29 protein-coding genes are annotated in these 25,791 nt (G+C 69.1%); 13 read left to right on the top strand and 16 right to left on the bottom strand.

Annotated features, from left to right (window positions below; genetic code table 11):
• Positions 1 to 78 precede the first annotated feature (78 nt).
• Entirely contained in the window at positions 79 to 906 is an 828-nt protein-coding gene (locus BN2660_RS09020) for a sulfite exporter TauE/SafE family protein (RefSeq protein ID WP_091230423.1), read from the bottom strand.
• Positions 907 to 1,197: 291 nt separating this feature from the next.
• On the opposite strand from BN2660_RS09020, the gene BN2660_RS09015 reads away from it, so the two are divergent.
• Genes BN2660_RS09015 through BN2660_RS09000 form a run of 4 tightly spaced genes read left to right on the top strand, consistent with a single transcriptional unit; the run spans position 1,198 to position 5,157 of the window.
• Positions 1,198 to 2,343, top strand: a complete 1,146-nt coding sequence (locus tag BN2660_RS09015) for an ABC transporter substrate-binding protein (protein WP_091230420.1) — start codon at positions 1,198 to 1,200, stop codon at positions 2,341 to 2,343.
• Complete coding sequence (locus BN2660_RS09010; protein WP_091230531.1) at positions 2,340 to 3,290, top strand: ABC transporter permease; 951 nt, start codon at positions 2,340 to 2,342, stop codon at positions 3,288 to 3,290. Before BN2660_RS09015 ends, BN2660_RS09010 begins: the two co-directional genes overlap by 4 nt.
• On the top strand, positions 3,287 to 4,081 hold the full coding sequence (locus BN2660_RS09005; RefSeq protein ID WP_091230418.1) for an ABC transporter permease: 795 nt from the start codon (positions 3,287 to 3,289) through the stop codon (positions 4,079 to 4,081). Before BN2660_RS09010 ends, BN2660_RS09005 begins: the two co-directional genes overlap by 4 nt.
• Positions 4,078 to 5,157: an ABC transporter ATP-binding protein gene (locus tag BN2660_RS09000; RefSeq protein WP_091230415.1), complete on the top strand. Its 1,080-nt coding sequence runs from the start codon at positions 4,078 to 4,080 to the stop codon at positions 5,155 to 5,157. The genes BN2660_RS09005 and BN2660_RS09000 overlap by 4 nt, the downstream gene beginning before the upstream one ends.
• Positions 5,158 to 5,311: 154 nt before the next feature.
• On the opposite strand, the gene BN2660_RS08995 is transcribed toward BN2660_RS09000, so the two are convergent.
• The 3 genes from BN2660_RS08995 to BN2660_RS08985 are packed head-to-tail and all read right to left on the bottom strand — an operon-like array spanning position 5,312 to position 7,712.
• The gene (locus BN2660_RS08995) at positions 5,312 to 6,067 is read right to left on the bottom strand and encodes an amino acid ABC transporter ATP-binding protein (RefSeq protein WP_091230412.1); all 756 of its coding nucleotides are present in this window, start codon (positions 6,065 to 6,067) and stop codon (positions 5,312 to 5,314) included.
• Positions 6,064 to 6,861, bottom strand: coding sequence for an amino acid ABC transporter permease (locus tag BN2660_RS08990; protein ID WP_091230409.1), 798 nt, complete (start codon positions 6,859 to 6,861; stop codon positions 6,064 to 6,066). The genes BN2660_RS08995 and BN2660_RS08990 overlap by 4 nt, the downstream gene beginning before the upstream one ends.
• 35 nt (positions 6,862 to 6,896) lie before the next feature.
• A complete protein-coding gene (locus tag BN2660_RS08985; protein ID WP_091230406.1) occupies positions 6,897 to 7,712 on the bottom strand; it encodes a transporter substrate-binding domain-containing protein in 816 nt (271 codons plus the stop codon).
• A gap of 237 nt (positions 7,713 to 7,949) precedes the next feature.
• Between BN2660_RS08985 and BN2660_RS08980 the strand changes: the two genes are divergently transcribed.
• The 3 genes from BN2660_RS08980 to BN2660_RS08970 are packed head-to-tail and all read left to right on the top strand — an operon-like array spanning position 7,950 to position 13,808.
• On the top strand, positions 7,950 to 8,573 hold the full coding sequence (locus tag BN2660_RS08980) for a hypothetical protein (protein ID WP_091230402.1): 624 nt from the start codon (positions 7,950 to 7,952) through the stop codon (positions 8,571 to 8,573).
• Entirely contained in the window at positions 8,563 to 12,489 is a 3,927-nt protein-coding gene (locus BN2660_RS08975) for a Pls/PosA family non-ribosomal peptide synthetase (protein WP_091230399.1), read from the top strand. The genes BN2660_RS08980 and BN2660_RS08975 overlap by 11 nt, the downstream gene beginning before the upstream one ends.
• On the top strand, positions 12,486 to 13,808 hold the full coding sequence (locus tag BN2660_RS08970; RefSeq protein WP_091230397.1) for a M1 family metallopeptidase: 1,323 nt from the start codon (positions 12,486 to 12,488) through the stop codon (positions 13,806 to 13,808). The genes BN2660_RS08975 and BN2660_RS08970 overlap by 4 nt, the downstream gene beginning before the upstream one ends.
• Here BN2660_RS08970 and BN2660_RS08965 read toward each other — a convergent pair.
• The 8 genes from BN2660_RS08965 to BN2660_RS08930 all read right to left on the bottom strand — a co-directional run bounded on the left by BN2660_RS08965 (position 13,781) and on the right by BN2660_RS08930 (position 17,801).
• Entirely contained in the window at positions 13,781 to 14,434 is a 654-nt protein-coding gene (locus BN2660_RS08965) for a 4'-phosphopantetheinyl transferase family protein (RefSeq protein WP_091230393.1), read from the bottom strand. The genes BN2660_RS08970 and BN2660_RS08965 overlap by 28 nt on opposite strands.
• Before the next feature lie 18 nt (positions 14,435 to 14,452).
• Positions 14,453 to 14,755 (bottom strand): Dabb family protein, encoded by a 303-nt coding sequence (locus BN2660_RS08960; protein WP_091230390.1) that lies wholly within the window; start codon positions 14,753 to 14,755, stop codon positions 14,453 to 14,455.
• Positions 14,752 to 15,048 carry a glutaredoxin family protein gene (locus BN2660_RS08955; protein ID WP_091230387.1) on the bottom strand — a complete coding sequence of 99 codons (297 nt, stop codon included), beginning with the start codon at positions 15,046 to 15,048 and terminating at the stop codon, positions 14,752 to 14,754. Before BN2660_RS08955 ends, BN2660_RS08960 begins: the two co-directional genes overlap by 4 nt.
• Positions 15,045 to 15,347 carry a rhodanese-like domain-containing protein gene (locus BN2660_RS08950; protein WP_091230384.1) on the bottom strand — a complete coding sequence of 101 codons (303 nt, stop codon included), beginning with the start codon at positions 15,345 to 15,347 and terminating at the stop codon, positions 15,045 to 15,047. Before BN2660_RS08950 ends, BN2660_RS08955 begins: the two co-directional genes overlap by 4 nt.
• 82 nt (positions 15,348 to 15,429) lie before the next feature.
• Positions 15,430 to 15,528, bottom strand: a complete 99-nt coding sequence (locus BN2660_RS08945; protein ID WP_003792170.1) for a 30S ribosomal protein bS22 — start codon at positions 15,526 to 15,528, stop codon at positions 15,430 to 15,432.
• A 112-nt stretch (positions 15,529 to 15,640) separates the two neighbouring features.
• A complete protein-coding gene (locus BN2660_RS08940) occupies positions 15,641 to 15,832 on the bottom strand; it encodes a helix-turn-helix domain-containing protein (protein WP_091230381.1) in 192 nt (63 codons plus the stop codon).
• A 78-nt stretch (positions 15,833 to 15,910) separates the two neighbouring features.
• Positions 15,911 to 16,840 carry a cyclase family protein gene (locus BN2660_RS08935; RefSeq protein WP_091230378.1) on the bottom strand — a complete coding sequence of 310 codons (930 nt, stop codon included), beginning with the start codon at positions 16,838 to 16,840 and terminating at the stop codon, positions 15,911 to 15,913.
• Between the two features lie 28 nt (positions 16,841 to 16,868).
• On the bottom strand, positions 16,869 to 17,801 hold the full coding sequence (locus BN2660_RS08930; RefSeq protein ID WP_091230376.1) for a TetR/AcrR family transcriptional regulator: 933 nt from the start codon (positions 17,799 to 17,801) through the stop codon (positions 16,869 to 16,871).
• 111 nt (positions 17,802 to 17,912) lie between these two features.
• Here BN2660_RS08930 and BN2660_RS08925 point away from each other — a divergent pair, with 111 nt between their 5' ends.
• Together BN2660_RS08925 and BN2660_RS08920 are read left to right on the top strand one after the other, a co-directional pair.
• Positions 17,913 to 18,794, top strand: coding sequence for an ATP-binding cassette domain-containing protein (locus BN2660_RS08925; protein WP_091230372.1), 882 nt, complete (start codon positions 17,913 to 17,915; stop codon positions 18,792 to 18,794).
• The gene (locus BN2660_RS08920) at positions 18,791 to 19,606 is read left to right on the top strand and encodes an ABC transporter permease (RefSeq protein ID WP_091230369.1); all 816 of its coding nucleotides are present in this window, start codon (positions 18,791 to 18,793) and stop codon (positions 19,604 to 19,606) included. Before BN2660_RS08925 ends, BN2660_RS08920 begins: the two co-directional genes overlap by 4 nt.
• 196 nt (positions 19,607 to 19,802) lie before the next feature.
• Here BN2660_RS08920 and BN2660_RS08915 read toward each other — a convergent pair whose 3' ends face one another.
• Complete coding sequence (locus BN2660_RS08915; protein ID WP_091230366.1) at positions 19,803 to 20,219, bottom strand: ArsR/SmtB family transcription factor; 417 nt, start codon at positions 20,217 to 20,219, stop codon at positions 19,803 to 19,805.
• A gap of 100 nt (positions 20,220 to 20,319) precedes the next feature.
• Here BN2660_RS08915 and BN2660_RS08910 point away from each other — a divergent pair, with 100 nt between their 5' ends.
• Positions 20,320 to 21,750: a TrkH family potassium uptake protein gene (locus tag BN2660_RS08910; RefSeq protein WP_091230362.1), complete on the top strand. Its 1,431-nt coding sequence runs from the start codon at positions 20,320 to 20,322 to the stop codon at positions 21,748 to 21,750.
• On the top strand, positions 21,743 to 22,414 hold the full coding sequence (locus tag BN2660_RS08905; RefSeq protein ID WP_047520565.1) for a potassium channel family protein: 672 nt from the start codon (positions 21,743 to 21,745) through the stop codon (positions 22,412 to 22,414). The genes BN2660_RS08910 and BN2660_RS08905 overlap by 8 nt, the downstream gene beginning before the upstream one ends.
• A 31-nt stretch (positions 22,415 to 22,445) precedes the next feature.
• On the opposite strand, the gene BN2660_RS08900 is transcribed toward BN2660_RS08905, so the two are convergent.
• Positions 22,446 to 22,733 carry a DUF1905 domain-containing protein gene (locus BN2660_RS08900; RefSeq protein WP_091230359.1) on the bottom strand — a complete coding sequence of 96 codons (288 nt, stop codon included), beginning with the start codon at positions 22,731 to 22,733 and terminating at the stop codon, positions 22,446 to 22,448.
• A 1-nt stretch (position 22,734) separates the two neighbouring features.
• The gene (gene proC, locus BN2660_RS08895; RefSeq protein ID WP_091230355.1) at positions 22,735 to 23,571 is read right to left on the bottom strand and encodes a pyrroline-5-carboxylate reductase; all 837 of its coding nucleotides are present in this window, start codon (positions 23,569 to 23,571) and stop codon (positions 22,735 to 22,737) included.
• Between the two features lie 60 nt (positions 23,572 to 23,631).
• On the opposite strand from proC, the gene BN2660_RS08890 reads away from it, so the two are divergent.
• Complete coding sequence (locus BN2660_RS08890; protein WP_091230353.1) at positions 23,632 to 24,603, top strand: cation diffusion facilitator family transporter; 972 nt, start codon at positions 23,632 to 23,634, stop codon at positions 24,601 to 24,603.
• Positions 24,604 to 24,618: 15 nt separating this feature from the next.
• Here BN2660_RS08890 and BN2660_RS08885 read toward each other — a convergent pair whose 3' ends face one another.
• Complete coding sequence (locus BN2660_RS08885; protein ID WP_091230350.1) at positions 24,619 to 25,074, bottom strand: nucleoside deaminase; 456 nt, start codon at positions 25,072 to 25,074, stop codon at positions 24,619 to 24,621.
• Between the two features lie 81 nt (positions 25,075 to 25,155).
• Here BN2660_RS08885 and upp point away from each other — a divergent pair, with 81 nt between their 5' ends.
• Positions 25,156 to 25,788, top strand: coding sequence for a uracil phosphoribosyltransferase (upp, locus tag BN2660_RS08880; protein ID WP_091230346.1), 633 nt, complete (start codon positions 25,156 to 25,158; stop codon positions 25,786 to 25,788).
• The last annotated feature ends 3 nt before the right edge of the window (positions 25,789 to 25,791 follow it).

The following is a 25,791-nucleotide window of genomic DNA, read 5'->3' as shown; positions in this document are numbered from 1 at the left end:
TCAGAAGGCCGAATCCGGCCTCTCCTGCCTTGCCGAGCGCACAAAGCCTGTCTAAGCGCGCGGCCGGCGGGCGGATGCTCAGCGCAGCGAAGCGAGCGCCGGCGCGATGTTCTCGTTCCAGACGTCGACACCGAGCTTCGCGATGAGCGCCACCACGACGATCAGGAACACGACCCGGATGAAGCGCGTGCCCCGCGAGATCGCCATGCGAGAGCCGAGGTAGCTGCCCGCGACGTTCGCCACGGCGAGGATGCCGCCGAGGAGCCACAGCACGGCGCCGTGCGGGATGAACAGCAGCAGCGCGCCGGTGTTCGTCGCGAGGTTCACGATCTTCGCCTTGGCGCTCGCCTGCAGGAAGTCGTATCCCATGAGCCCGACCAGCGCGATCACGAGGAAGGTGCCTGTGCCCGGTCCGATCAACCCGTCGTAGAACCCGATCACCAGCCCGGCGAGCCCGGCCATGATGTGGTGCCGGTGCCCGCTGAAGCGCAGCCGCGTCGCGGCCCCCATCTGCGGCCGGAACGCGGTGAAGAGCGCGACCGCGAGCAGGGCGATGACGATGATCGGCTTGAACGCCGCCGCAGGAAGCACGGTCGCGACCGCTGCACCCCCGAATGATCCGACGAGCGCGATGCCGGCCATCGGCAGGGCGGTGCGGATGTCGGGCTTCGCGCGTCGGTAGTAGGTGACGCTGCTCGTCGCCGTGCCGAACACCGACGCGAGCTTGTTCGTCGCGAGCGCCTGAATCGGGGAGATGCCGGGGATCAGCAGCAGCGCGGGCAGCTGGAGCAGACCTCCGCCGCCCACCACGGCATCGATCCACCCCGCGGCGAACGCGGCGACGATCACGAGGATCAGCGTGCCCCAGGTGAGCTGCTCGAGCCCGAGCACACTGCCGATGTCCATCCCTCCAGAATGTCAGACGCGACGCGCACCCCGGCCACGGGCGGCACCGCCGGCCACGGTCGGCACCGCCGGCGTACGCCAGCGAAGGAGAAGTGCACCCCCGAAGGACGGATGCCGGGGCATTGTGCCTTCTCGCGCGCGCATCGCCTTCGCTGGCGCGCGTCGGCTCAGACCCGCCACCCGTCGGACACCGCGCGTTCACCTGGCCCGGCCCCATCGGCAACCCGTGGCTCATAGTGTCCTCTCGCAACCCGACACCGGCTCACAGCGCCGGACACCGAGAGGACCCTGATGACGAACTTCCACCGCCGTGCGCGCATCGGCGCCGGCATCGCCCTGTTCACCACCGCCGCACTCGGCCTCACGGCCTGCTCCGGCGCGGCGGACGCGTCCGGCGGCTCCGCCGGCGACGACGCGGTCGACGCCGCGACCGCGACCTCCGTCGAGGACTTCGGCAGCTTCGAGGAACTCGAGGAGGCCGCGAAGGCCGAAGGCCAGCTCAACGTCATCGCGCTCCCCCGCGACTGGGCGAACTACGGCGAGATCCTCGATCTGTTCGCCGAGAAGTACCCCGAGATCACCATCAACGAGGCCTCGCCCGATGTCTCGAGCGCGGAGGAGATCCAGGCGGCCGAGACCAACGCCGGGCTCGACACGGCCCCCGACGTGTTCGACCTGGGCCTCACGGTCGCGCTGCAGAACACCGACGTGTTCGCTCCGTACCAGGTGCAGACGTGGGACGAGATCCCCGACGCGCTCAAGGAGCCCAGCGGACTCTTCGTCGGCGACTACGGCGGATACATGTCGATCGGCTACGACTCGTCGAAGTTCGATGCGCCCGAGTCGCTCGACGACCTGAAGGATGCCGCGTACAAGGGCGCTGTCGCCATCAACGGCGACCCGACGCAGGCCGGAGCCGCCTTCGCCGCGGTCGGCCTCGCCACGGTGCAGTCCGACGGCACGCTCGACGACTTCCAGCCGGGCATCGACTTCTTCTCAGAGCTGCAGAAGGCCGGCAACCTCCTCAAGGTCGACGTCACCACGGCGACCGTCACGAGCGGCGAGACGCCCGTCGTCTTCGACTGGGACTACCTGAACGCCGCGCACACCGCTGACAACGAGAACTGGAAGGTCGTCGTCCTCGACGGCACCGGCTACGCGGGCTACTACAACCAGGCCATCAACAAGGACGCGCCGAACCCGGCCGCCGCCCGCCTGTGGCAGGAGTTCCTCTACAGCGACGAGGTGCAGAACCTGTGGCTCAAGGGCGGCGCTCGCCCGGCTCGCATGGAGGCCATGACGGAGGCGGGCACGATCGACACCGACCTCGCCGAGGCCCTGCCCGAGGTTCCCGCAGAGACGGTCGTCCCGACCGAGGAGCAGTCGACGAACGCCGGCACGCTCCTCGGCGAGAAGTGGGCAGCGGCGGTCCAGTGACCTCTGCCACCAGCGTGGGGGCGGATGCTCCGGCATCCGCCCCCCTCGTTCCCGTAGCGCAGAGCGCAGGGCCCGCGACCAGCTCGCGGCCCCTGCGCTCTGCGCCATCCGTCGCCTGGCTGGGGCTCGTCCCCTTCGCGGCCTACGTGCTGCTGTTCCTCGCGGTACCGACGATCCTCGCGATCGGCTCCGGCTTCTTCACCGAGGACGGTGCCTTCACCTGGAGCAACGTCTCGGCACTCGCCGACCCGGTCGTGCTCACCACCTTCGCGAACTCGGCCTGGCTCTCGCTCCTCACGGCCGTGATCGGCGCTGTCGTCGGCGCGCTCGTCTGCTATGCCCTGCTCGGCATGAATCCCGAGGGCGCCGTGCGCTCGACGGTGGATGCCGCGGCCGGCGTCCTCGCCCAGTTCGGCGGGGTCATGCTCGCCTTCGCGTTCATCGCCACGATCGGCATCCAGGGCGTGGTCACGCTGTTCCTCGAGGACGTGTTCGGCTTCGACATCTTCGAGAACGGCACCTGGCTCTACGAGCTCCCCGGTCTGATCCTGCCGTACATCTACTTCCAGGTCCCGCTCATGGTGATCACCTTCATGCCGGCCCTCGCCGCGCTGAAGCCGCAGTGGGCAGAGGCCAACCTCACCCTCGGCGGCACACGCTCGAGCTTCTGGCTGCGCATCGGCATCCCGGTGCTCGCCCCGTCCTTCCTCGCCAGCCTGCTGCTGCTGTTCGCGAACGCCTTCTCGTCGTACGCGACGGCCGCGGCCCTCGCCAGCCAGGGCTCTCAGATCGTGCCGCTGCAGATCCGCGCGGCCCTCACGAGCGAGACCGTGCTCGGTCGCGAGAACCTCGCCGGTGCCCTGGCGCTCGGCATGATCGTCATCGTCGGAGTCGTCATGGCCCTCTACTCCCTGATCCAGCGCCGGGCAGCGAGGTGGCAGGCATGAACCGGCTCGCCCCCTCTGTCGCGACGCGGTGGATCATCGGCGTCCTGGTGGGCGCGTTCTTCGCGATCCCCCTGATCTCGACCTTCCTCTACACGCTCCGCGCCTCGGACGGATCGCTGTCGTTCGACCGGTGGATCGCCCTGCTCGACCCGGCGGCATCGGCAGCGATCAAGCCGATCTGGACCGGCCTCGGCAACTCGCTCGTGCTCGCGCTCGTGACCGTCGCGATCGTGCTCCTCCTTCTCGCGCCGACCATGATCCTGGTCAATCTGCGGTTCGGCAGGCTCAAGCCGGCGTTCGAGTTCGCCGTGCTGCTGCCGATCTCCATCCCCGCCATCGTGCTGGTCGTGGGTCTCGCGCCGATCTACCTGCAGATCGGTCGTGCGCTCGGAACCGGAACGTGGACTCTCGCCTTCGCCTACGGCATCACCGTGCTGCCCTTCGCGTACCGCTCGATCCAGGCATCCATCGATGCGGCCGACCTGCGCACCCTCGCCGAGGCCGCGCGATCGCTGGGCGCGAGCTGGCCGACCGTCGTGCTGAAGGTGCTCGCACCGAACCTGCGGCAGGGACTGCTCGCCGCCTCGCTCATCTCGATCGCGGTCGTCCTGGGCGAGTTCACGATCGCGTCGCTGCTCAACCGGCAGGTGTTCCAGACGGCCATGGTCGTCGTCCAGAAGCAGGATCCCTACGCGCCCGCGATCTTCACCCTCCTGGCGCTGCTGTTCGTCTTCCTCCTGCTCCTCCTCATCGGCCGCCTCGCCCGCGGCAACGGAAAGGCCCGCTCATGACCCTCCCCCAGACCGCCGACAACATGCTGCTGGCCGAGGCCGGCGAGGGCACCCGCGTCGAGCTGCACGACATCGTCAAGAGCTACTCCGGCACCACCGTGCTCCACGGCGTCGACCTCGACATCGCGCCCGGTGAGTTCGTCTCGCTTCTCGGTCCGTCGGGGTGCGGCAAGACGACGCTGCTCAGAGTGCTCGCGGGCCTCGAGGGACTCGACAGCGGTGCGGTGCTGCTCGGCGGCCGCGACGTCTCGCGCGTCCCGACGAACAAGCGCGACATCGGAATGGTGTTCCAGTCGTACTCGCTGTTCCCGCACCTCCGGGTCGCCGAGAACACGGCTTTCGGACTCCGCCGCCGAGGGGTGGGCAAGGCCGAGGCCGCCTCGCGCGCGCTCGACGCCCTGGCACTGGTCGGGCTCGCCGACTTCGCCGACCGGTTCCCGCACCAGCTCTCGGGCGGCCAGCAGCAGCGTGTCGCTCTCGCCCGGGCACTCGTGACGGAACCGAAGGTCCTCCTGCTCGATGAGCCGCTCTCGGCTCTCGACGCCAAGGTGCGCGTGCAACTGCGCGACGAGATCCGCCGCATCCAGCTGCGCCTCGGCATCACCACCGTCTTCGTCACCCACGATCAGGAAGAGGCCCTCGCGGTGTCCGACCGGATCGCCGTGATGAACTCCGGCCGCATCGAGCAGATCGGCTCGCCGGAGGAGCTCTACACCGCACCCTCGACCGCGGGTGTCGCGGCGTTCGTCGGGCTCTCCAGTGTCGTCTCCGGGGTCGCCGAGGGCGACCACGTGATCGTGTGGGGGCAGAAGCTCCCGCTGCAGACCCCCGCAGACGGCCCCGTCGATGTCTACCTGCGTCCCGAGAACGTGCACTTCGCGTCCGAGGCGGATGCCGCAACCGACGCCCTCGTGCAGGAGAGCACCTTCCTCGGCAGCATGCGCCGCACTCTCGTGCGCACGGAGTCGGGAGAACTGGTGCGACTGCAGCACGCTCCCGGCATCCACCCCGCGTTCGGCGATCGGGTGCGCATCGCCGTCGCCCCAGAACCCGTGGCGGTGCATCCGCGCGGCTGAACGGCGCTCGACACTCCCTGCAGTGCACCGGGAGGCCGCGAGGGCATCCGGGATCCGACAGACGACGCCCCCTCCTGCCTGCGTCGGCGGGAGGGGGCGTCGATCCGAGGGAGCGTCGGCAGACAGGCGGCGCCTGCCGCTCGGACGCGAAACTCTAGAGAACGCGGGCGAGGAAGTCCTGCGTACGCGGATGCTGCGGGTGGGCGAGCACCTCACGCGGATCGCCCTCTTCGACGATGTGCCCGCCGTCCATGAAGATCAGGCGCGAGCCGACCTCGCGGGCGAATCCCATCTCGTGCGTCACCACGAGCATGGTCATTCCCTCGTCGGCGAGCGACCGCATCACCTGGAGCACCTCGCCCACCAGCTCGGGATCGAGGGCGGACGTCGGCTCGTCGAACAGCATCATGTCGGGGTTCATGCACAGAGCGCGAGCGATCGCCACGCGCTGCTGCTGCCCGCCGGAGAGGTGTCCGGGGAACGCATCGGCCTTCTCGGTGAGGCCGACGCGACCGAGCATCTCCTTCGCGACCCTCTCCGCCTCGGCTTTGGACCTCTTCTTCACGCGCTGCTGCGCGATCATCAGGTTGCCCATCACGTCGAGATGCGGGAACAGGTTGAAGCTCTGGAACACCATGCCGATGCGCGTGCGCACCCGGTCGATGTCGACGTCGGGATCCGTGATGTCGATGCCCTCGATGAGCACCTTGCCGCCGGTGGGCTCTTCGAGCAGGTTGACCGACCGCAGCAGGGTCGATTTGCCTGAGCCCGACGGGCCGATGATGCAGACGACCTCGCCGGCGGTCACCGTGAGGTCGATCCCCTTGAGCACCTCGTTGTCGCCGAAGCTCTTCACGAGCCCCTGCAGGTCGATCGCCGGCGCGTGGACGTCAATCAGGTCGGTGCTCATCGCTGCCTCGACATCCTTCGTTCCAGATACGCGCTGAAGCGCGTGAGGGGGATCGTCACGATCAGGTACAGGACAGCCGCCATGATCAACGGCGTGCCGTTCGCGTTCTGGGTGCTTGCGTCGCGGGCGAAGTTCGTGAGCTCCTTCGACCAGATGAACGAGCCGGCCACGAAGAGCAGGGAGGTGTCCTTCAGCAGCAGCACGAACTCGTTGGTCAGCGGCGGGATGATGATGCGGAACCCCTGCGGAACCACGATCCAGAACGTCGTCTTCATCGGGGACATGCCGAGCGATCGCGCGGCCTCCGTCTGTCCCTTGGGCACGGCCTGGATGCCCGCGCGGATGGTCTCGGCCATGTAGGCCGACGCCACCAGGATGAGACCGATCAGACCGAGGACCACCGGACCGCCGAGCTTCGTTCCCGGCACGCCCAGACCGATCGGCAGGATGAAGGCGATCGCGAAGATCGTGAGGATCGCGGGAAGCCCGCGGAACAGCTCGATCCATGCCGTCGCGATCCAGCGGAACGGCCCGATGCTCGACAGCTTCAGCAGCGCCAGCACGATGCCGAGCAGCAGTCCGCCGGCGAACGCGACGGCGGTGAACCAGAGTGTGTTCACGAGAGCCGTCGTGATGATGCCCGGGAGCATCTTCGCCGCGATCTCCGGGTTGAAGTACAGCTGCGCGATCCTCGCCCAGTCGGTGCTCACGATCAGCCAGACGGCGATCGCGATCAACACCGCGTAGACGGTGTACCGGTACAGCTTGCTCTTGGTGGTGCGCCTCAACGCCATTGTCAAGGTCTCCCCTGCTCTACGCCGCTCGCCGGTTACTTCGCGGTGAAGTAGGTGTCGTAGATCGTCTGGTAGTCGCCGCTGTCACGGAGGTCCTGCAGCGCGCCGTCGATCGCCTCGCGCAGTGCATCCTTCTCGCCCTTCGCGTACGCGAAGCCGTAGGACTCGCCCGTCTCGTACTCCTCGACGATCTTGTAGGCGCTGTCGGCCTTCTCGTGCTCGAGGTTGACCGGCTGGTCCTGGAGGATCGCGTCGATCTGGCCGGCCTGCATGGCGGGCCACAGCTCACCGTCGGAGGGGTACTGGACGAGCTGGGCGCCTTCGGCGTTCTCCGTCGCGTACGCTTCGCCGGTCGTTCCCTGCTGCACGCCGACGTTCTTGCCCGAGAGATCGTCGATCGACTCGATACCCGAATCCGTGCGCACGAGCAGCGACTGCAGCGAGTCGTAGTAGGGCTCGGAGAAGTCGATGTTCGCCTTGCGCTCCTCGGTGATGGTCATCGCCGAGGCGCCGACGTCGCACTGACCGGCCGCGAGGGTGGTGCCGGACTGCAGCGCGTCGAATCCGACGTCCTGCACCGCGAGCGTGAGGTCGAGTTCCTTCGCGATCGCATCGAGGAGGTCGATGTCGAAACCGGTGTACCCGGTGCCGTTGTCGCCGCCCTCGAACTCGAACGGCGCGTAGGGGATGTCCGAGCAGACCGTGAGCGTGCCCGCTTCGATGAGGTCGAATTCGTCCCCCGCCGCCGGCTCACCGGATCCGTCGCCGCCCGCCCCTGTCGCACAACCGGCGAGGGCGAGGGTGGCGGTCGCGGCGAGCGCGATCCCGGCGATGATGTTGCGACGCTGCATGTCAGCTCCTGAGGGGACGAGGGTGTGATTTCCCACGGACGGGTAGGAGAACATCTAAACATGCGAGGGCCGACGGACCTGCCGTCGGCCTCGTTCCCCGGATCACATTTGTGTTGCAAGTGTGACGCAATGTGACCTCCTGTCGAACGCCGGCGGCACCTGTTGTTCACCTTGCGTGAGTATCCTCTGTGCCGAATGCCTGAGCGGATGCGTTCCGGACACAGAGGAGAACCGATCATGGCCAAGAAGACCGCAGCGCAGCGAGACGCCGAATCAGCCCTCGATGCCGCCAAGGACGCGGCGAAGGACGCGAAGAAGCTGATCAAGTCCCTGCCGAAGAAGAGCGCCAAGAAGCTCAAGCCCCTCGTCGAGGACGCCGAGGACGCGTCCAAGGCGTCGAAGAAGAAGGTCGCGGACCGGCCGAAGAAGGTCGCGAAGAAGGCGACGGCCGCCACGGAGCGGCTGCAGGAGGCGACGGCGCGCCTGCAGGCCCCGAAGAAGGCGGAGAAGACGGCGAAGAAGGCCGACGTCAAGAAGGTCGACGTCAAGAAGACCGACGTCAAGAAGGTCGACGTCAAGAAGGCCGACGTCAAGAAGGCCGCCGCGAACAAGCCCACCGCCCAGAGGTCGGACGCCGAGAAGACCGACGCGTCCGCGACCGGGGAGTCCCCGTCGACCCCACCCCTCGAGGTGGCCGAGGCGCCCGCGGCGGCGATCGAGACGGCGCCCGCCGCGACTCCGGCCGACGTCGATCTGAGCACCCTCACGCTCGTGGAGCTCCGGGCCCGTGCTCGCGCAGAGGGACGTACCGGGTACTCGCGACTGAGCAAGGCCGCACTGCTCGATCTCCTTGCGCGCTGACGTGCAGGAGGCGTTGGACCGCGCCGCCGAGGCGCCGCCCGCCCGTACGCTGATCGACGTCCTCCGCGACACCACGGCGCGGTATCCCGACGCCTCGGCGATCGAAGACGCGCACGGCGCTCTGAGCTACTCCGAGCTTCTCGCCCGGGTCTGGCGGACGGCCGCCGACCTGCATGCCGCGGGTGTGCGCTCGGGAGATCGCGTCGGCATCCGCATGACCTCCGGCCGCCGCGAGCTCTACATCGGGATCCTCGGGGCGATGGCCGCCGGCGCGGCGTACGTCCCCGTCGACGCCGACGACCCCCAGGAGCGCGCCGACCTCGTGTTCGGCGAGGCGCACATCGCCGGCGTCATCACCGACGCCGGGTACGCACCCGCGGATGCGTCGGCTCCGACCGACCTCTTCCGCAGCGCCGACCTGCACCCCAGCACGTCCTCGGTGCCCGTCGTGACGCCGCCGAGCGTCGACGACGACGCCTGGATCATCTTCACGTCGGGGTCGACCGGCGTTCCGAAGGGCGTCGCGGTCTCGCACCGCTCAGCCGCCGCCTTCGTCGACGCCGAGGCACGGCTCTTCCTGCAGGGAGCTCCTCTCGGCCCCGGCGACCGCGTGCTCGCGGGTCTCTCCGTCGCCTTCGACGCCTCGTGCGAAGAGATGTGGCTCGCATGGGCACACGGCGGCTGTCTCGTCCCCGCGCCCCGCGCGCTCGTGCGCTCGGGCGAGGACCTCGGCCCCTGGCTGCTCGGCCACGGGATCACGGTCGTCTCGACGGTCCCCACCCTCGCCGCGCTGTGGCCGCAGGACGCGATCGAGAACGTGCGGCTCCTGATCTTCGGCGGTGAGGCGTGCCCTCCCGAGCTCGTCGCCCGCCTCGCATCCGACGGCCGGGAGGTCTGGAACACCTACGGCCCCACCGAGGCGACCGTCGTCGCCTGCGCGGCGCTCATGGACGGCACCGGCCCTGTGCGCATCGGGCTCCCCCTGGACGGGTGGTCTCTGGCCGTGGTCGACGCCGCGGGCGAGCGGGTGGCCGACGGCGAACCGGGCGAGCTGATCATCGGCGGCGTGGGTCTCGCGCGGTATCTGGACCCGGCGAAGGATGCCGAGAAGTACGCGCCGATGCCCACGCTCGGATGGGATCGCGCCTACCGGTCGGGCGACCTGGTGCGATTCGAGCCCGAGGGCCTCGTGTTCCAGGGGCGCGCCGACGATCAGGTGAAGATCGGCGGGCGACGCATCGAACTCGGCGAGGTGGAGGCGGCCCTGCAGGCACTGACCTCGGTCTCCGCCGCCACGGTCGTCGTGCAGAAGACCGAAGCGGGTATGCCGCTGCTCGTCGGCTACGTCGTGCCCGATGAGGGCTTCGATCGGCAGGCGGCACGGAGCGAGCTGGCCGAGACCCTTCCGGCACCGCTCATCCCCCTGCTCGCCACGGTGGACGACCTTCCGGTACGGACCTCCGGCAAGGTCGACAAGGCTGCTCTCCCCTGGCCGCTGGACTCCGGCGATGCCGGCGAGTCCTCGCTCTCGGGCACGGCCGCCTGGCTGGCCGAGCAGTGGTTCGCCGTGCTCGGTCTACGGCCGGATGACGAGGATGCCGACTTCTTCCAGCTCGGCGGGGGCTCGCTCGCGGCAGCGCAGCTCGTCTCGCGACTGCGTACCCGTGCGCCCGAGTTCACCATGACCGACGTCTACGATCTGCCTCGTCTTCGCCAGATGGCGGAAGCCGTCGACGAGGACGCCGACGAGGAGGCCGCCGACCGCGTGTTCAGCCAGCCGGTGCCGACCCCGCGGCGGATGCAATGGGTGCAGACGCTCGCCGGACTGCCGCTGTTCGTGTTCACCGGCATCCGCTGGCTCCTGTTCCTGCTCACCGCGAGCTGGGTCCTGCGCCTCTCGCCCGGGTTCGAGTTCCTGCCCGAGGTCTCGGGATGGACGCTGCTCGTCGGCCTGGTGCTGTTCGCCACGCCGCTCGGCAAGATGACGATCGCCGCCGTCGCCGCACGCCTGCTGCTCGCGGGCGTGCGTCCCGGTGACCATCCGCGCGGCGGCGCCGTGCACCTGCGGCTCTGGCTCGCCGAGCAGATCGCGCAGCAGGTCGACCCGGTCGGCCTCGCCGGAGCCCCGTGGGTGATCTACTACGCCAGGGCCCTGGGCGCCCGTATCCACAAGGACGTGGATCTCCACACGGTCCCGCCGATCACCGGCATGCTCGAGATCGGCGCCGGAGCGTCGGTCGAGCCCGAGGTCGACCTCACCGGCTACTGGATCGACGGCGACACCGTGCGCATCGGCGGCATCCGCATCGGCGCCGATGCGACGATCGGCGCGCGCAGCACCCTGGCTCCCGGCACACGGATCGGTCGTCGCGCCGAGATCGCGCCGGGGTCGGCCGTCTTCGGACGCGTGCGCGCAGGACAGCGCTGGGCGGGATCCCCCGCGGCGCGCGTCGGAGGGACGTCGACGCCCTTCGCGCCGGGTCGTCCGCCCAGCCGCACTCGCTGGCTCTGGGCGTACGCAGCGTCCTCCTCTCTCCTCGGAGCGCTGCCGATCATCGCACTGGCCTCGGGAGCGTGGCTGCTCGCGGCGGGGATGCGGGGTGCCGACAGTCTGCTCGACGCCATCCCCGGGATGCTCGCCCTGCTCGTGCCGGCCGTGCTGCTCTCCGGGTTCGTGTTCGCGATCCTCGTGCTCGCTGCCGTCCGCCTGCTCGGCATCGGTCTGCACGAGGGCGTCCACCCGGTGCGCTCACGCGTCGCCTGGCAGGCCTGGACCACCGAGCGTCTGCTCGACTCGGCCCGCACCTTCCTCTTCCCGCTGTACTCCAGCGTCCTCACCCCCCTGTGGCTGCGAGCGCTCGGCGCCGAGGTGGGCCGCGACGTCGAGGCGTCGACCGTGCTCCTCATCCCCGCCCTCACGACCATCGCCGACGGCGCCTTCCTCGCCGACGACACGATGGTCGCGACGTACGAGCTGCAGGGCGGGTGGATGCGGCTGGCGAGGGCCCGCATCGGCAAGCGCGCGTTCCTCGGCAATTCCGGCATGGCCGCCGGCGGCCACAACGTTCCGAAGGACGGACTCGTGGCCGTGCTGTCCGTCGCACCGCCCAAGGCGAAGGCGGGGTCGTCGTGGCTGGGCTCCCCCGCCTCCCGCCTGCGCCGTGTCGTCAACGACGCCGACCTCGAGCGCACATACCGGCCACGTCCCGGCCTCCGCGTGGCCCGCGCGCTGTGGGAGCTCTGTCGCATCGTGCCGGTCATCGTGAGCTGTGCGATCGGCCTGGCCGTGATGCTCGCGCTCGCCGCGATCGTCGACACGTGGGGCCTCGGCGGGGCCGTGGTCCTCTCGAGCGTCGTCATGCTCGCCGCGGGTGCGACGGCCGCCCTCATCACGACCGCGGCGAAGTGGCTGATCGTCGGCCCGATCCGCGCCGGAGAGCATCCGCTCTGGTCGAGCTTCGTCTGGCGCACCGAGGTCTCCGACACCTTCACCGAGATGGTCGCCGCTCCGTGGTTCGCGAACGCCGCCTCGGGGACGCCCGCTCTCGCCATCTGGCTGCGCTCCCTCGGCGCCAAGATCGGTCGTGGCGTCTGGACCGACAGCTACTGGCTGCCCGAACCCGACCTGGTGACGCTCGGCGACGGCGCCACGGTCAACCGCGGATGTGTGGTTCAGACGCATCTGTTCCATGATCGTGTGATGAGCATCGACGCAGTCACCCTCGAGAACGGTGCGACCCTGGGGCCGCACAGTGTCATCCTGCCGGCGGCGACGATCGGCGCGGACGCGACCGTGGGCCCCGCATCCCTGGTGATGCGCGGCGAGCTCGTGCCCGTCGGCAGCCGATGGAGCGGAAACCCGATCGGGCCCTGGCGGGCCGTCAAGGTGCGCTCCTACCAGGCCTCGGACGTATGACCGTCGATCCCTACACCCCGCACAGCGGCGACCGCCGCTACGGGGTGCTGCACTACGACCTCGCGCTCGACTACAAGGTCGCCACGAACCGACTCTCCGGAACCGCCACGATCCAGGTGCAGCTGTCGGAGCGCGCCGCCCACATCTCGTTCGACCTGATCGGCCTCAAGGCCACGAAGGTGCGGGTGAGCGGCGATCGTCGCGCGTCCTACCGTCAGGACGCGAAGCGGCTGAAGGTCGTGTTCGGCGCAGAGCGCGACAGCGGCGAGGAGCTCACCGTCGTCGTCGAGTACTCGGGGGCGCCCACCCCCCGGCGCACGCGCTGGGGTCTCCTCGGCTGGGAGGAACTCGAGGACGGCGTCCTGGTCGCCTCGCAGCCCACCGGCGCCCCCACCTGGTTCCCCTGCAACGACGTCCCCTCCGACAAGGCGACGTACCGGCTGGAGATCACCGCCGACCCCGAGTACACCGTGGTCAGCGGCGGGGAGGCGACCCGTTCCACGCAGAGGGGCCGCACCCGCTGGACCTTCCAGCAGCCGGTGCCGACCGCCACGTACCTGATGACGGTGCAGATCGGCCGGTACGTCGACGAACATGTCGCACTCGGCGACACGCCGGGACGCGTGTACCACCCCCGCGCGCTGGCACCGCGGGTACGAGCGGACTTCGCCCGCCTGCCCGACATGATGAACTCGTTCGTCGACTCTTTCGGGCCCTACCCGTACGAGTCGTACAAGGTCGTGGTGACCGCCGATGTTCTCGAGATCCCGCTGGAGGCGCAGGGCATGGCGATCTTCGGAGCCAATCACGTCGACGGCGTGGGCGGGAGCGAGCGGCTCGTCGCGCACGAGCTCGCGCACCAGTGGTTCGGCAACAGCGTCGGCGTCGCCCGCTGGCAGGACATCTGGCTGAACGAGGGCTTCGCCTGCTACGCCGAATGGCTGTGGTCGGAGGCCTCGGGCGGTCCGACTGCCCATGCCCAGGCCGTGGCGCACCACACACAGCTCCGAAGCCTTCCGCAGGACCTGCTGCTCTCCGATCCGGGCCCCACCGACATGTTCGACGACCGCGTCTACAAGAGGGGGGCGCTCGCGCTGCACGCGCTCCGGCTGACGCTCGGCGCCGACGCATTCTTCGAGCTGGTCCGGGAATGGACGGCCCGATTCGCAGGACTCGCCGTCACGAGCGACGACTTCCTCGGGCTGGTCGACGAGTTCAACGGCGACGGACGCGCGCTCGTGCGGACCTGGATCGACGAGCTGCCGCTCCCGACGCTTCCGCGCAGCGGCGGTCAGCCGAGGGCGACGCTCAGCGTGTGACCCACGGGGCCTGCCACCGTCGCCGCCGTGATCGCCGATGCCCTCCCGGGGAGCAGCACCGACCAGGGAGCGGATCGCGAGCCCGGCCCTGAATCGGGACCGGGAGCGGGGAGCATCCGCACCGTGCCCAGGTCGACGTCCAGTCCCCGACCGTCGGCCTTCAGAGCGGCCTCGAGACGCGTCCAGCCCGCCAGATCGGGAGCAGCGGCGGGCGCGAACAGCGAGGCGAGCTCGGCCACCCTGGCTGCGGAGGACGACGGCTCGATGTCGACTCCCACCGATGCCGGCCATGGTGCCGCCGCTGCGACGACGAGGCCCTCGGTGTGGCTGACGCTCAGGGAGACGCCGTCGGCGCGCGGTGCCGCGTGGTGGCGGCCGCACCGTTCGCATCGACTGTCGATCGAGACCTCCGAGCGCCCGCTGACCTCGCGCACCAGACCGCGGATCAGAGCACGCCCCGCGACGAAGGCGTCTGCCCGGGCGCCGCTCAGCTCAGCCAGTCGGTGGCTCTGCCCCGTGCCCATCGCCGCGAGATCGCCGTCGGTGAAGCCGCGCGGTCGCTCGGCCGGCGCCCACACGACGGTCGCCCCGTGCCAGGACGCCCTGCCGGTGTCCGCGCGGGTCATGTGCTGCGCGGCCTCGGGTCAGATCTCGAAGTCGACCGCGACGCGCGAGGCCACGACCGAGCGGACGTACGCCGATGCCTCCACGTGGGCGGGATGCACCTGATACACCTCGAGCTCCGTCGCAGAAGGGAAGTCGGCCACGAGCGCGACGTCCCAGTTCGCGTCCGGGGAGAGGACGTTGGCGCCCACGGTGATCGAGAGGAGTCCGGGGACGACTCCGTCGAGCGCATTCAGCCGACGGGCGATCTCCGCAGACTGCTCGGCGCGCTCCTCGGCGCCCTCGGCGGACAGCTTCCAGCTGACGACATGGCGGATGGTCATCGGGCCTCCTCATCGGCGGCTCGCACGTCCGTGCGCACGGCCTCCTCGAGCGCGTCGCGCAGCCGATCCGCCGAGAGACGCCAATGGGCGTGCAGCTCGCCATCGATGAGCACCACGGGGATCTTCTCCCACCACAGGTCGAACAACGCGGGGTCGTCCTGGATCGACGCCTCGACGATCTCGATGCGCTCGGCAGCGGCATCCGGCAGTTCAGCCACGACGGAGTCGATGATCTCCGACGCGACATCGCACAGGTGGCAGTCGGGTTTGCCGATGAGCGTCAGCGTCGTCACGCGGACGGCACCTCGACCTCGCGGCCCTGCGCGATCCACTCTCCCGTGCCGCCCTCGACGTTCGTGGCGTCGTAGCCACGGCTCTCGAGCGCCTCGACGACGCGCGCAGAGCGACCGCCGGCCTGGCAGATCACGTCGAACGACTCGGAGGGCAGCTCTTCCAGGCGATTGCCGAGCTCGGACATCGGGATGTTCACCGCACCGGGGACGTGCCCGGCGGCGAACTCATGCACCTCCCGCACATCGATGAGCGGCGTGTTCGACCGCTCTGCGAGTTCGGTGACGGTGATCGACTTCATGGATGCTCCTGCGACAGATGGCGGAATCGCGGGTAGAGACACAAAGCGCCCGTCCGAAGACAGGCGCTCGGTGTCTGGCCGCTTACTTCTTGTTGCGGCGCTGGTGGCGAGTCTTACGAAGCAGCTTGCGGTGCTTCTTCTTCGCCATGCGCTTGCGGCGCTTCTTGATGACAGAACCCACGGAAACCTCACTAAGTCAGGGGCTGGGCGTCGCGCAGTGCGGACACCCGGGTACGGGCAAGGAAAATGCCTCGGATCATTCTAGCAAACCCGAGCGCTCGCGCCGGACGCGCTCAGCTGACGTCCGCGATGGGACGTTGCATCGCGTCGGCGACAGCGGATTCCGGAACGCGAAAACTGCGTCCGAAGCGGATGGCTGGCAGCTCCCCAGCGTGCACCATCCGATACACGGTCATTTTCGACACGCGCATGAGTTCGGCGACCTCGGCCACCGTAAGGAACCGGACTTCTGGAACCTCGGGCATCCCACGTACCCCTTTCTGGATTGTGCACACACTCTATGGGTTGGATGGGACGCGTGTAAACCCGCGTGACTCCTGTGATCAATGAGAATCGTCGACCACGGCGAAGGCGCGGACCGGGAATGTGCCGAACCCCCTGATCGCCGGTGGTGCAGCGGTGAAGGTGGCGCCTCTCGCCGGGACCTCCTCGAGTCTCGTCAGGTGCTCGACGACGTGGACCCCCGCGGCGAGCAGGATGCTGTGAGCCGGCCGCTCTCCACCGGATTCGGTGTCATCGATGTTCAGCGAGTCGATCCCCACGATCCCGGCGCCGGAGTCCACGAGGAACCGCGCGCCGTCTTCGGTGAGGAACGGCGCACCGCGACCGTAGGCGGCGGTGCCGAAGTGGCGACTCCACCCGGTGTCGAGCAGCACGGCCGCGCCTCGGAGGTCGCGGTCGGCGAACGCGAGCGAGGCGATGCCCCGACGCTCGGCGTCCCAGGCGTCGTGGAGGTGGAAGACCTCGGCCGGTCGCGACACCAGGCTCGCGAGGTCCAGCGAAGCGAGGTCTCCGCCGTCGGCGTAGCGATGGTACGGAGCATCCAGGTACGTCCCCGTGTTGCCGATCATCGTGATGACGTCCATGGCGAACTCGGTCCCCGGCGCGTAGCGCGACCGCGAATCCTCGCGGGTGAGATGCGGGGTGATGACCGGCGTCGGCAGTCCGGGATACGTCACGAGTCCGGCTTCGATCGGGTGGCTGAGGTCGATCACCCGGGATCCTCCCGCACGTGGCGCATCGACATGGCGGCTGCCTCGATGCGGTTCCTCGACGATCCGGAGCCGCGTGATCTCGACCGCTCCCACGAGTGCGAGCCCGAGGTGGCGGACGAGCAGGAGGCCGACCTGCGTCTCGTCGATGTCGGCCCGCGGGATGTCGAGTCGGAACCCCTCGCCCCTCATGCCGCCGCCATTGGCGAACGCGATGTCGAAGTCGAAGTGCGCCCGGTACTCGATGAGTGCTGTCGTCATGCCCTCATCATGGCAAGCACCGGGGACGTCAGGCGGTCTTGCTCGCTCTCGCGACACGCTCGCCGGCGTCGCGCAGAGCCTGCCGCTCGAGCTTCCGCGCCTCGCGGAGTGCCTTCTCAGCCTCCCTGACCCGCTTCTGCGCCTCCTTGACCCGACGGTCGCCGGCGAGCTCGGCGGGGTCCGCCGAGATCCAGTCGGTTGTCTGCGCATGCGGCTCGCCCCGGTCGAGAGCGTGGATGTACTCCTCGACGCCGTCGAGGATCCGGTCCATGGCGAAGCGGAAGGGATCGGCCGGAGACGTGAACACCCCGTCGTCGATGGCCCTGCGCAGCGCCGGGAATTCGTCCGCGGTGATGACGCGATCGTAGAGATCCGACTCCCGCACGGCCACCTCGTCGGGTGTGAGACCGCTGGTCCGGGATTGCTCGGTGTACCCGGCCAGCACCGTGCCGCACCAGCGCGCGTACCCGGTCACAGCCAGTGCGACCGCGATCCGCTCCTCCGCCGTCAGAGCCGTGTCCTCGAGGGCGCCGAGGCCGGCATCGAGCCAGGCCGAGCTGTTCGGCGTGATCGGGGATCCGGTGATGGGCAGCGAGAGCATCCAGGGATGACGCTGATAGAGGAGCACCTGCTCGGTGTACAGGGCGAGCAGCTTCTCGCGCCAGCCGTCGAGCTCGCGGTGCGACTCCGGCGGGACGCCGGTCGCCTGCTCCTGCATGAGGAGAAGCAGATCGTCCTTCGCGCTCACGTAGCGATAGAGCGACATCGGGGTGAATCCCAGTGCGGCAGCGACGGCAGCCATCGAGACGGCGCCGATGCCGTCGGCGTCGGCGAGCTCGACCGCTGCGTCCACGATGCGCTCGACGCTCATCTCGCGCTTGGGTCCGCGCTGCGGATCGGCGGCGACGCCCCAGGCGAGGGCGATGCCGCGCGGCAGCTCCGGGGGCTCGGTGTCGATCATGGGCTCATCCTACTTCTGTTTATTACGTAAACAGTGTGTTACCGTCATACACACTCGCGTATTACGCACACAGTTTCGGTCGTACACAGAACCGAGGAGAGGGAAGCACCGATGAATCCCACCATCGAAGTACAGGGGCTCCGACGGGCCTTCGGCGCGAAGGCCGTCGTGGACGGCCTCGATCTCACCGTCGCGCGCGGCGAGGTGTTCGCCCTGCTCGGCCCGAACGGCGCCGGCAAGACGACGACCATCAACATCCTCACGACGCTGATGGACGCGGACTCCGGAACAGCCCGCGTCGCCGGGTTCGACACGAGGACGCACTCCACCGAGGTCCAGCGACGCATCAGCCTGACCGGGCAGTCCGCCGCGGTGGACGACGCACTCTCGGCGACCGAGAACCTGATCATGTTCTCCCGGCTCGCGGGCCTCGACAGGGTGGCGGCCCGTCGGCGGGCGGCCGATCTCATCGAACGGTTCGATCTGACGGATGCCGCGTCGCGCCGCGTCCGCACGTTCTCCGGCGGCATGCGGCGACGCCTCGACCTCGCATTGAGCTTCGTGGTGACGCCCGAGGTCCTGTTCCTCGACGAGCCGACGACGGGACTCGACACCCGGAGCAGACGTGACCTCTGGGACCTCATCCGCACGCTCGCCGCCGGCGGGACGACGGTGTTCCTCACCACCCAGTATCTGGAGGAGGCCGACCAGCTGGCCGACCGGATCGCCGTGCTGCACGACGGACGCATCGCCGCTCTCGGCACCCCTGCCGAGCTCAAGGCCCGTATCGGCGGAGACACGGTCGAACTGCACGACGCTCGCGGCGAGCTGGTCAGGGAGGTCGCCACCGACGGCAGCATCGCCGACCTGCGGCGAGCGCTCGACGTCCTCGAGGCGGAGGGCCGGGACGGCACCGTCGCCCTCCGCCGCCCCACCCTGGACGACGTCTTCCTCGCCGTCACCACCACCCGCCGAACGGAGGAGCACGCATGACCACTGCATCCCTGACCCCCGCCCCGCACGCCGCCGTCGCGCCGCGTCCACGCCTGCGCGGCGTGACCGCGGAGAGCGTCTTCGTCGGGAGGAGCCTGCGCTACTCGCTGCGCGACGGCGAATCCCTGCTCATGGCGATCCTGCTCCCCGTGATGCTCATGCTCATGTTCACCTGGGTCTTCGGCGGTGCGATCGATCCCTCCGGCGGGTACGTCGACTACGTCGTCCCCGGGATCATCCTCACCTGCGCCGGTTTCGGTGCATCGTCGACCGCTCTGTATGTCGCGACCGACATGCGCTCCGGCATCATCGACCGCTTCCGCACCATGCCCGTGCGCGCGAGCGCGGTGCTCACCGGCCATGTCGTGGCGAGCCTGCTGCGCAACCTGGTCGCCACGTCGATCGTCATCGGGGTCGGCGTGCTCGTCGGGTTCCGCCCGGAGGCGTCCCCCGCCGAATGGCTGGCGCTGGCCGGGCTGATCGCCCTGTACATCCTCGCCATCACCTACCTGTTCGCCGCGATCGGGCTCGCCGCGGGATCACCGGAGGGAGCCAACGGATACGGCTTCATCCTGCTCTTCCTGCCGTACCTCTCGAGCGCGTTCGTCCCGGTGGCGAGCATGCCGGAGTGGCTGCAGCCCGTGGCCGCGTATCAGCCGATCACCCCGATCGTCGACACCATCCGCGGCCTCCTGTCGGGTGCCACGCTGACCGTGGAGCCCTGGTGGGCGGTCGGCTGGTGCCTGACGATCCTGGCCGTGGCAGTGCTGTGGGGCTCGTGGCTGTTCCGACGAAAGGCCGCCCGACGCTGAGGAGCGAAGACGGCGAGCGGGCGACTCAGCCGGGACATAGACGACGCCGGGGATCCGCTCAGGGTGACCCCACAGACTGGCGGCACGACTCGACATGGCACCGTTCGAGTCCGCGCGGACTGGGGTCCGCGCTCTCGCCCCTGACGACCTGCCCCCCGGATCGTCAGGGGCGAGGTGCTGTCGGAAGGGCGTGGCCTCAGGCGCCGAAGCGCTTGAGAGCCGTGGCGACGACGTGCTTGGCGGATGCGGCTGCCCGACCGACGACCTCCGCCGCGTGCGCGGCTCCATCCGGCAACGGCTGACCCGGGTAGTCGATGTCCGGCGCATCGTCACCGTAGGCGTCCATGAGGAAGGGCACGAGCCAGTCGTCCACGGCTTCGAGCGGCTCGACCGCGAGACTGTAGAAGCGCCGCTGTCCGTCCTCTCGGACGCTGACGAGCTCGGCCTCACGCAGCACCTTCAGATGCTTCGACACCGTCGGCTGGCTGATGCCGAGGTCGGCCACGATCTGACTCACGCTGGTGCCGGTCTCGCCTTCGGTCGTGCGTCGCAGGAGGAGCTGGAGGATGTCGCGCCTCGTACCGTCTGCGATCACGTCGAAGATGTCCGTCATGTGATCAGGGTAGTCTCCCCCGGCACGGAGTACCATGACGAAGGCTCGGCGAACAGCGCCGCGCCACCGGGGTGCGGTGCACGGAACGAAGGGGGACGCGATGTCGGGCATCGCTTCGGCGTCGTCACCTCGACAGCGGCTTCAGAACGCCGCCTCCTGGGGCAAGCACATCATCACCTCGTCGCCCTCGCGGTTCGCGATCGTCATCTTCGCGCTCCTCATCCTCGTCTTCACAGTGCTGCTGTCGCTCCCGATCGCCTCGGCGACGCGCACCGTGACCCCGCTGGCCGACGCGCTCTTCACCGCCGTCTCGACGATCTGCGTCACCGGGCTCGCGACCGTCGACATGGCCACCTACTGGTCACCTTTCGGGCATGTGCTGATCTTCATCGGCGTGAACATCGGCGCGCTCGGCGTGCTCACCCTCGCCTCCCTGATGGGGATGCTCATCTCCAAGCGCCTGGGTCTGCGCGCCAAGCTGATGGCCGCCGGAGACACGAACCCGATGCGCGCCCACGGCGGCGTGGTCAATGAGAGCCAGACCGTGCGGCTCGGCGAAGTCGGTCAGCTGCTCACGACCGTGGCGGTCTCGGCGTTGATCATCGAGGGCGTCCTCGCGATCCTCCTCTACCCGGCGCTCGTCATGGCCGGCGTCGAACCGATCGCTGCCCTGTGGGAGGCACCGTACTTCGCCGCGATGGCGTTCACCAACACCGGGTTCGCCCCCAACGCGGGCGGTGTGGCGGTGTTCGCCGACGACTATCTCGTGTTGACGCTCCTGATGGTGGGCGTCTTCCTCGGCAGCATCGGCTTCCCGGTGATCTACACACTCGCCAAACATGTCTGGCATGTGAAGAAGTGGTCGCTGCACACGAAGCTGACGCTCGTCACGACCGTGCTGCTGTTCATCCTGGGTGCCGCGGTCTTCCTCGTGCTCGAGTACGCGAACCCGAAGACGTTCGGCTCCATGGACGCCGCGGACACGACGTTCCAAGCCTTCTTCCTGTCCGCGATGACGCGTTCGGGCGGCTTCAACGTCATCGAGATGGACGACCTGAACGGCTCGTCGCTGCTGGCGGCGAGCATGCTGATGTTCGTCGGTGGCGGCTCGGCCTCGACGGCCGGTGGAATCAAGGTGACGACGCTCGCTGTGCTGGCGATCGCCGTGTGGTCCGAGGCGAAGGGCCGTCAGTCCGTCGAAGCGTTCGGCCGCCGCATCCCGAGCGACGTGCAGCGCGTCGCCCTGAGCGTCGTGGCATGGGGCGCCACCATCGTCGCGCTCTCGACGATCATCATCGCCCAGATCACCAAGGCCGACATCAGTCATGTCCTGTTCGATGTGATCTCGGCCTTCGGCACGGTCGGACTCTCGACGGGTCTCACCGCGGAGCTGCCCGACTCCGCCTCGTACGTGCTCGCGACCACCATCTTCATGGGGCGCGTTGGTACAGTGACTCTCGCCGCGGCCGTCGCCGCGACGTCGCGAACGCAGTACTACTCACTGCCCGTGGAAAGGCCGATCGTTGGTTGAAGTCCTCCGGGGCGATGCTCCCGTCCTCGTCATCGGCCTCGGCCGGTTCGGTGCCGCATGCGCGGGCGAACTCGATCGGCTCGACCGCGAGGTGCTGGCGATCGACGACAACCTCGAGCTCGTGCAGAAGTGGTCCGACCGCGTCACGCACACCGTGCAGGCGGATGCGAAGAACATCGACGCCCTGCGGCAGATCGGCGCCCAGGACTTCCAGGTCGCCGTCGTCGCGGTCGGCTCGTCGATCGAGGCATCCGTTCTCATCACCGCGAATCTCGTCGACCTCAAGGTGCCGCAGATCTGGGCGAAGGCGGTGTCGCAGTCGCACGGTAAGATCCTCGCCCGCGTCGGCGCGAACCACGTCATCTACCCGGAGCGCGAGGCCGGCGAGCGCGTCGCGCACCTCGTCTCGGGCCGGATGCTCGACTTCATCCGCTTCGACGACGACTTCGTGCTCGCGAAGATGTACCCGCCGAAGTTCATCCGCGGCGTCGGCCTGAACGAGTCGGGTGTGCGCAGCAAGTACAAGGTGACCGTGGTCGGCGTGAAGAGCCCGGGCAAGCCGTTCCGCTATGCCGAGGCGAACACCATTGTCACGAACCACGACCTCATCATCGTCTCGGGCACCAACAGCGACATCGAGCGCTTCGCCGCACTCGACCGCTGAGCCGCACTCGGCCGCTGAGCCGTCGTCGAGCTCAGGCGTCGATGTCCAGGGTGACGTCGACGGTGTCGTCCACGCCGATGCCCTCGTCATCCTGGAGCCTCTTCTTGACGGGGACGATGTAGCCGCCGTCCTTCGGCCACAGAGCCGTGGAGACGGTCGTGCCGCCGATCGTGACGGACGCGGGGATCATGCCCCACCCATAGGTCACGACCGCTGCGATCTCGCCGATCAGCTCGCTCTCGGCGGGCGGCACGGTGACGAAGTGGAACGGCGCGGGTCCGCGCCAGTACCAGATGTCACCCGTGAACCGCAGCCGCACGTCAGGCTCCGGACGCGAGCTCCCTGGCTCGCGCGAGGGCGGCGTCCGCAGCATCCGAGAACGTGCGATCCAGGTGCGCGTCCTGCAGCACGGCCACGGCCCGCTCGGTCGTGCCCTTCGGGCTGGTGACCCTGCGGCGCAGCTCGGACGGCGCTTCGCCCGAGGCCTCGAGGAGGGCGGTGGCGCCGATGAACGTCTGCTCGGCCATGAGTCGGGCCTCGGCGTCTCCGAAGCCCAGGCCGATGGCCGCCTTCGTGAACTCCTCGATCAGGAGGAAGACGTACGCGGGGCCCGATCCGGAGATCGTGGAGAGCGCATCGATCTGGGACTCGGGCACCTCGATGACCGCGCCGACGGTCTCGAACAGACTGCGCACGAGCGCGAGGTCGTCGGCCGATGCGGCGGAGCCCGCGGCGAGACCGGTGACCGCCTTGCCGACGGTCGCCGGCGTGTTGGGCATCGACCGGATGACCCGTGCCTCCTCGCCGAGCACGCTCGCGAAGGTCTCGAGCGTCACGCCCGCCGCGAGGCTCACCACGATCGCGTCGGGTGCGAGCACGGGCCGGATCTCGCGCAGGAGGTCGGGCACCATCGCGGGCTTGACGCCGACGAGCACGATCCTCGCCGACGCGGCCGCCTCGCTGTTGCCGTCGGGCGACTCCGACAGCGCGATGCTCGTGACGCCGTCGAGCCCGTCGAGGGCATCGGCCTTCTCGCGAGTGCGGTTGGTGGCGGTGATCCCCTCGACGCGGATGCCGGAGGCGACCACGCCACGGAGGATCGCACCGCCCATCGAACCGGCACCGAGGAACGCGAGAGCGGGAAGCGAATCAGCCATGTCGTCATCCTACGGCGGGCTCACCCCGTGCCGGCGGACGAGCCGATCTAGACTCGACGCATGAGTGCATCGGGCGGCAGCAAGGCGATCATCGCGGCATTCCTGGCCAACCTCGGCATCGCGCTGGCGAAGTTCGTCGCGTGGGCTCTCTCGGGATCCGCGTCGATGCTCGCCGAGGCGATCCACTCCGTCGCTGACTCCGGCAACCAGCTGCTCCTCATGCTGGGCGGCCGCAAGGCGAGGCGCGAGGCCGATCGTGCGCATCCGTTCGGATACGGCCGCGAGCGCTACGTCTACGCATTCGTCGTCTCCATCATCCTGTTCTCGGTCGGTGGGCTGTTCGCCATCTACGAGGGCGTCGACAAGCTCACGCATCCGCATGAGCTCGACCAGACCTGGTGGTGGCTGCCGATCGTCGTGCTCGTCGTCGCGATCGGCCTCGAATCGTTCTCGTTGCGCACCGCCGTGCGCGAGAGCAATCTCGTCCGCGACAAGGGTCAGTCGTGGGTGTCGTTCGTGCGACGCGCCAAGGCCCCCGAACTGCCGGTGGTGCTCCTGGAGGATGTGGGTGCGCTCACCGGTCTCACGTTCGCCCTCCTCGGCGTCGGCCTCACCGTCATCACGGGCAACCCGGTCTTCGACGCGGTCGGCACCCTGATGATCGGCACACTGCTCGTGCTCATCGCGATCGTGCTGGGGGTCGAGACCAAGAGCCTCCTCGTCGGCGAAGGCGCGACGGTCGCCGACCACGACCGCATCGTCGACGCGATAAACGCGGGCGACGAGATCGAGAAGATCATCCACATGAAGACCCTCTACCTCGGACCGGACGAGCTCATGGTCGCCGCGAAGATCGCGCTCAGCGCCGACAAGCCCCTGCGCGAGGCCGCGGGAGACATCGACGCGATCGAGGCGCGGATCCGCGAAGCGCTGCCCATCGCGCGTGTCATCTACATCGAGCCGGATGTCTACCGCCCGTCGCTCGACCCCGAGCCCTCGACGGACGTCTTCGTGCTGAAGTCCTCGGACTGACGAACGCCGCTCCGACTACCGACGCTGTTCGAAGAACTCGCGCAGCAGGGCGGTGGATGCGTCCGCCTCGACACCGCCCACGACCTCGGCACGGTACGGCAGGCGGCGATCACGGAGCAGGTCGTACATCGAGCCCGCAGCTCCCGCCTTGTCGTCCCACGCGCCGAACACGACCCGGCTGACGCGCGACTGCAGGATCGCCCCCGCGCACATCACGCAGGGTTCGAGGGTGACGACGAGCGTGTGCCCCTCCAGGTTCCAGGAGCCGACGGATGCCGCCGCTCGGCGCAGCGCCTCCACCTCGGCGTGCGCGGTGGGGTCCCCCGTCGCCTCGCGGTCGTTGCGGCCCTCGGCGACGACCCGCCCTTCCGGGTCGAGCACGACCGCGCCGACGGGCACCTCGGATGCCGCCGCAGCGACCGAGGCGAGCTCGAGCGCGCGACGCATACCGCGGACATCGGCGGAGGTCATGCGTCGAGCCTATGGCAGAGCGCCGCGGGTACCGGGGCATCCGATGTCGTGCGCGAGCGTGCGGCGCATTAGCCTGTAACCATGCGTGTTCACGTCGCCGACCACCCCCTCGTCACCCACAAGCTCACGGTTCTGCGCGACAAGCGCACTCCTTCGCCCGTGTTCCGTCAGCTGACGGAGGAGCTGGTGACACTGCTCGCCTACGAGGCGACCCGCAACGTCAAGGTCAGCCCGATCGAGATCACGACGCCCGTGACGACGACGACCGGTGTGAAGATCTCCGAGCCCCGCCCCATCGTCGTGCCCATCCTGCGCGCCGGTCTCGGCATGCTCGAGGGGCTCGTCAAGCTGCTTCCGACCGCCGAGGTGGGGTTCCTCGGCATGGTCCGCGACGAGACCACGTTCGAGCCCACGACGTACGCCGAGCGTCTTCCCGACGACCTCAGCGACCGTCAGTGCTTCGCGATCGACCCGATGCTCGCGACCGGCGGCTCGCTCGCCGCGGCGATCCAGTTCCTCTTCGACCGCGGCGCCAAGGACGTGACCGCGATCTGCCTGCTCGGCACGCCCGAGGGCGTGGCCGCGATCGAGGCCCTCGTCGGAGATCGCGACGTCACGCTCGTGCTGGGTGCCCTCGATGAGCGTCTCAACGAGAAGGGCTACATCGTGCCCGGGCTGGGCGACGCGGGCGACCGGCTCTACGGCACCGTCTGACGC

The sequence above is a fragment of the Microbacterium sp. 3J1 genome (genome assembly GCF_001049495.1).
Lineage (GTDB): Bacteria > Actinomycetota > Actinomycetes > Actinomycetales > Microbacteriaceae > Microbacterium.
Note: the sequence above shows the minus strand (reverse complement) of the source record. Positions and strands in the feature narration are given on the sequence as shown.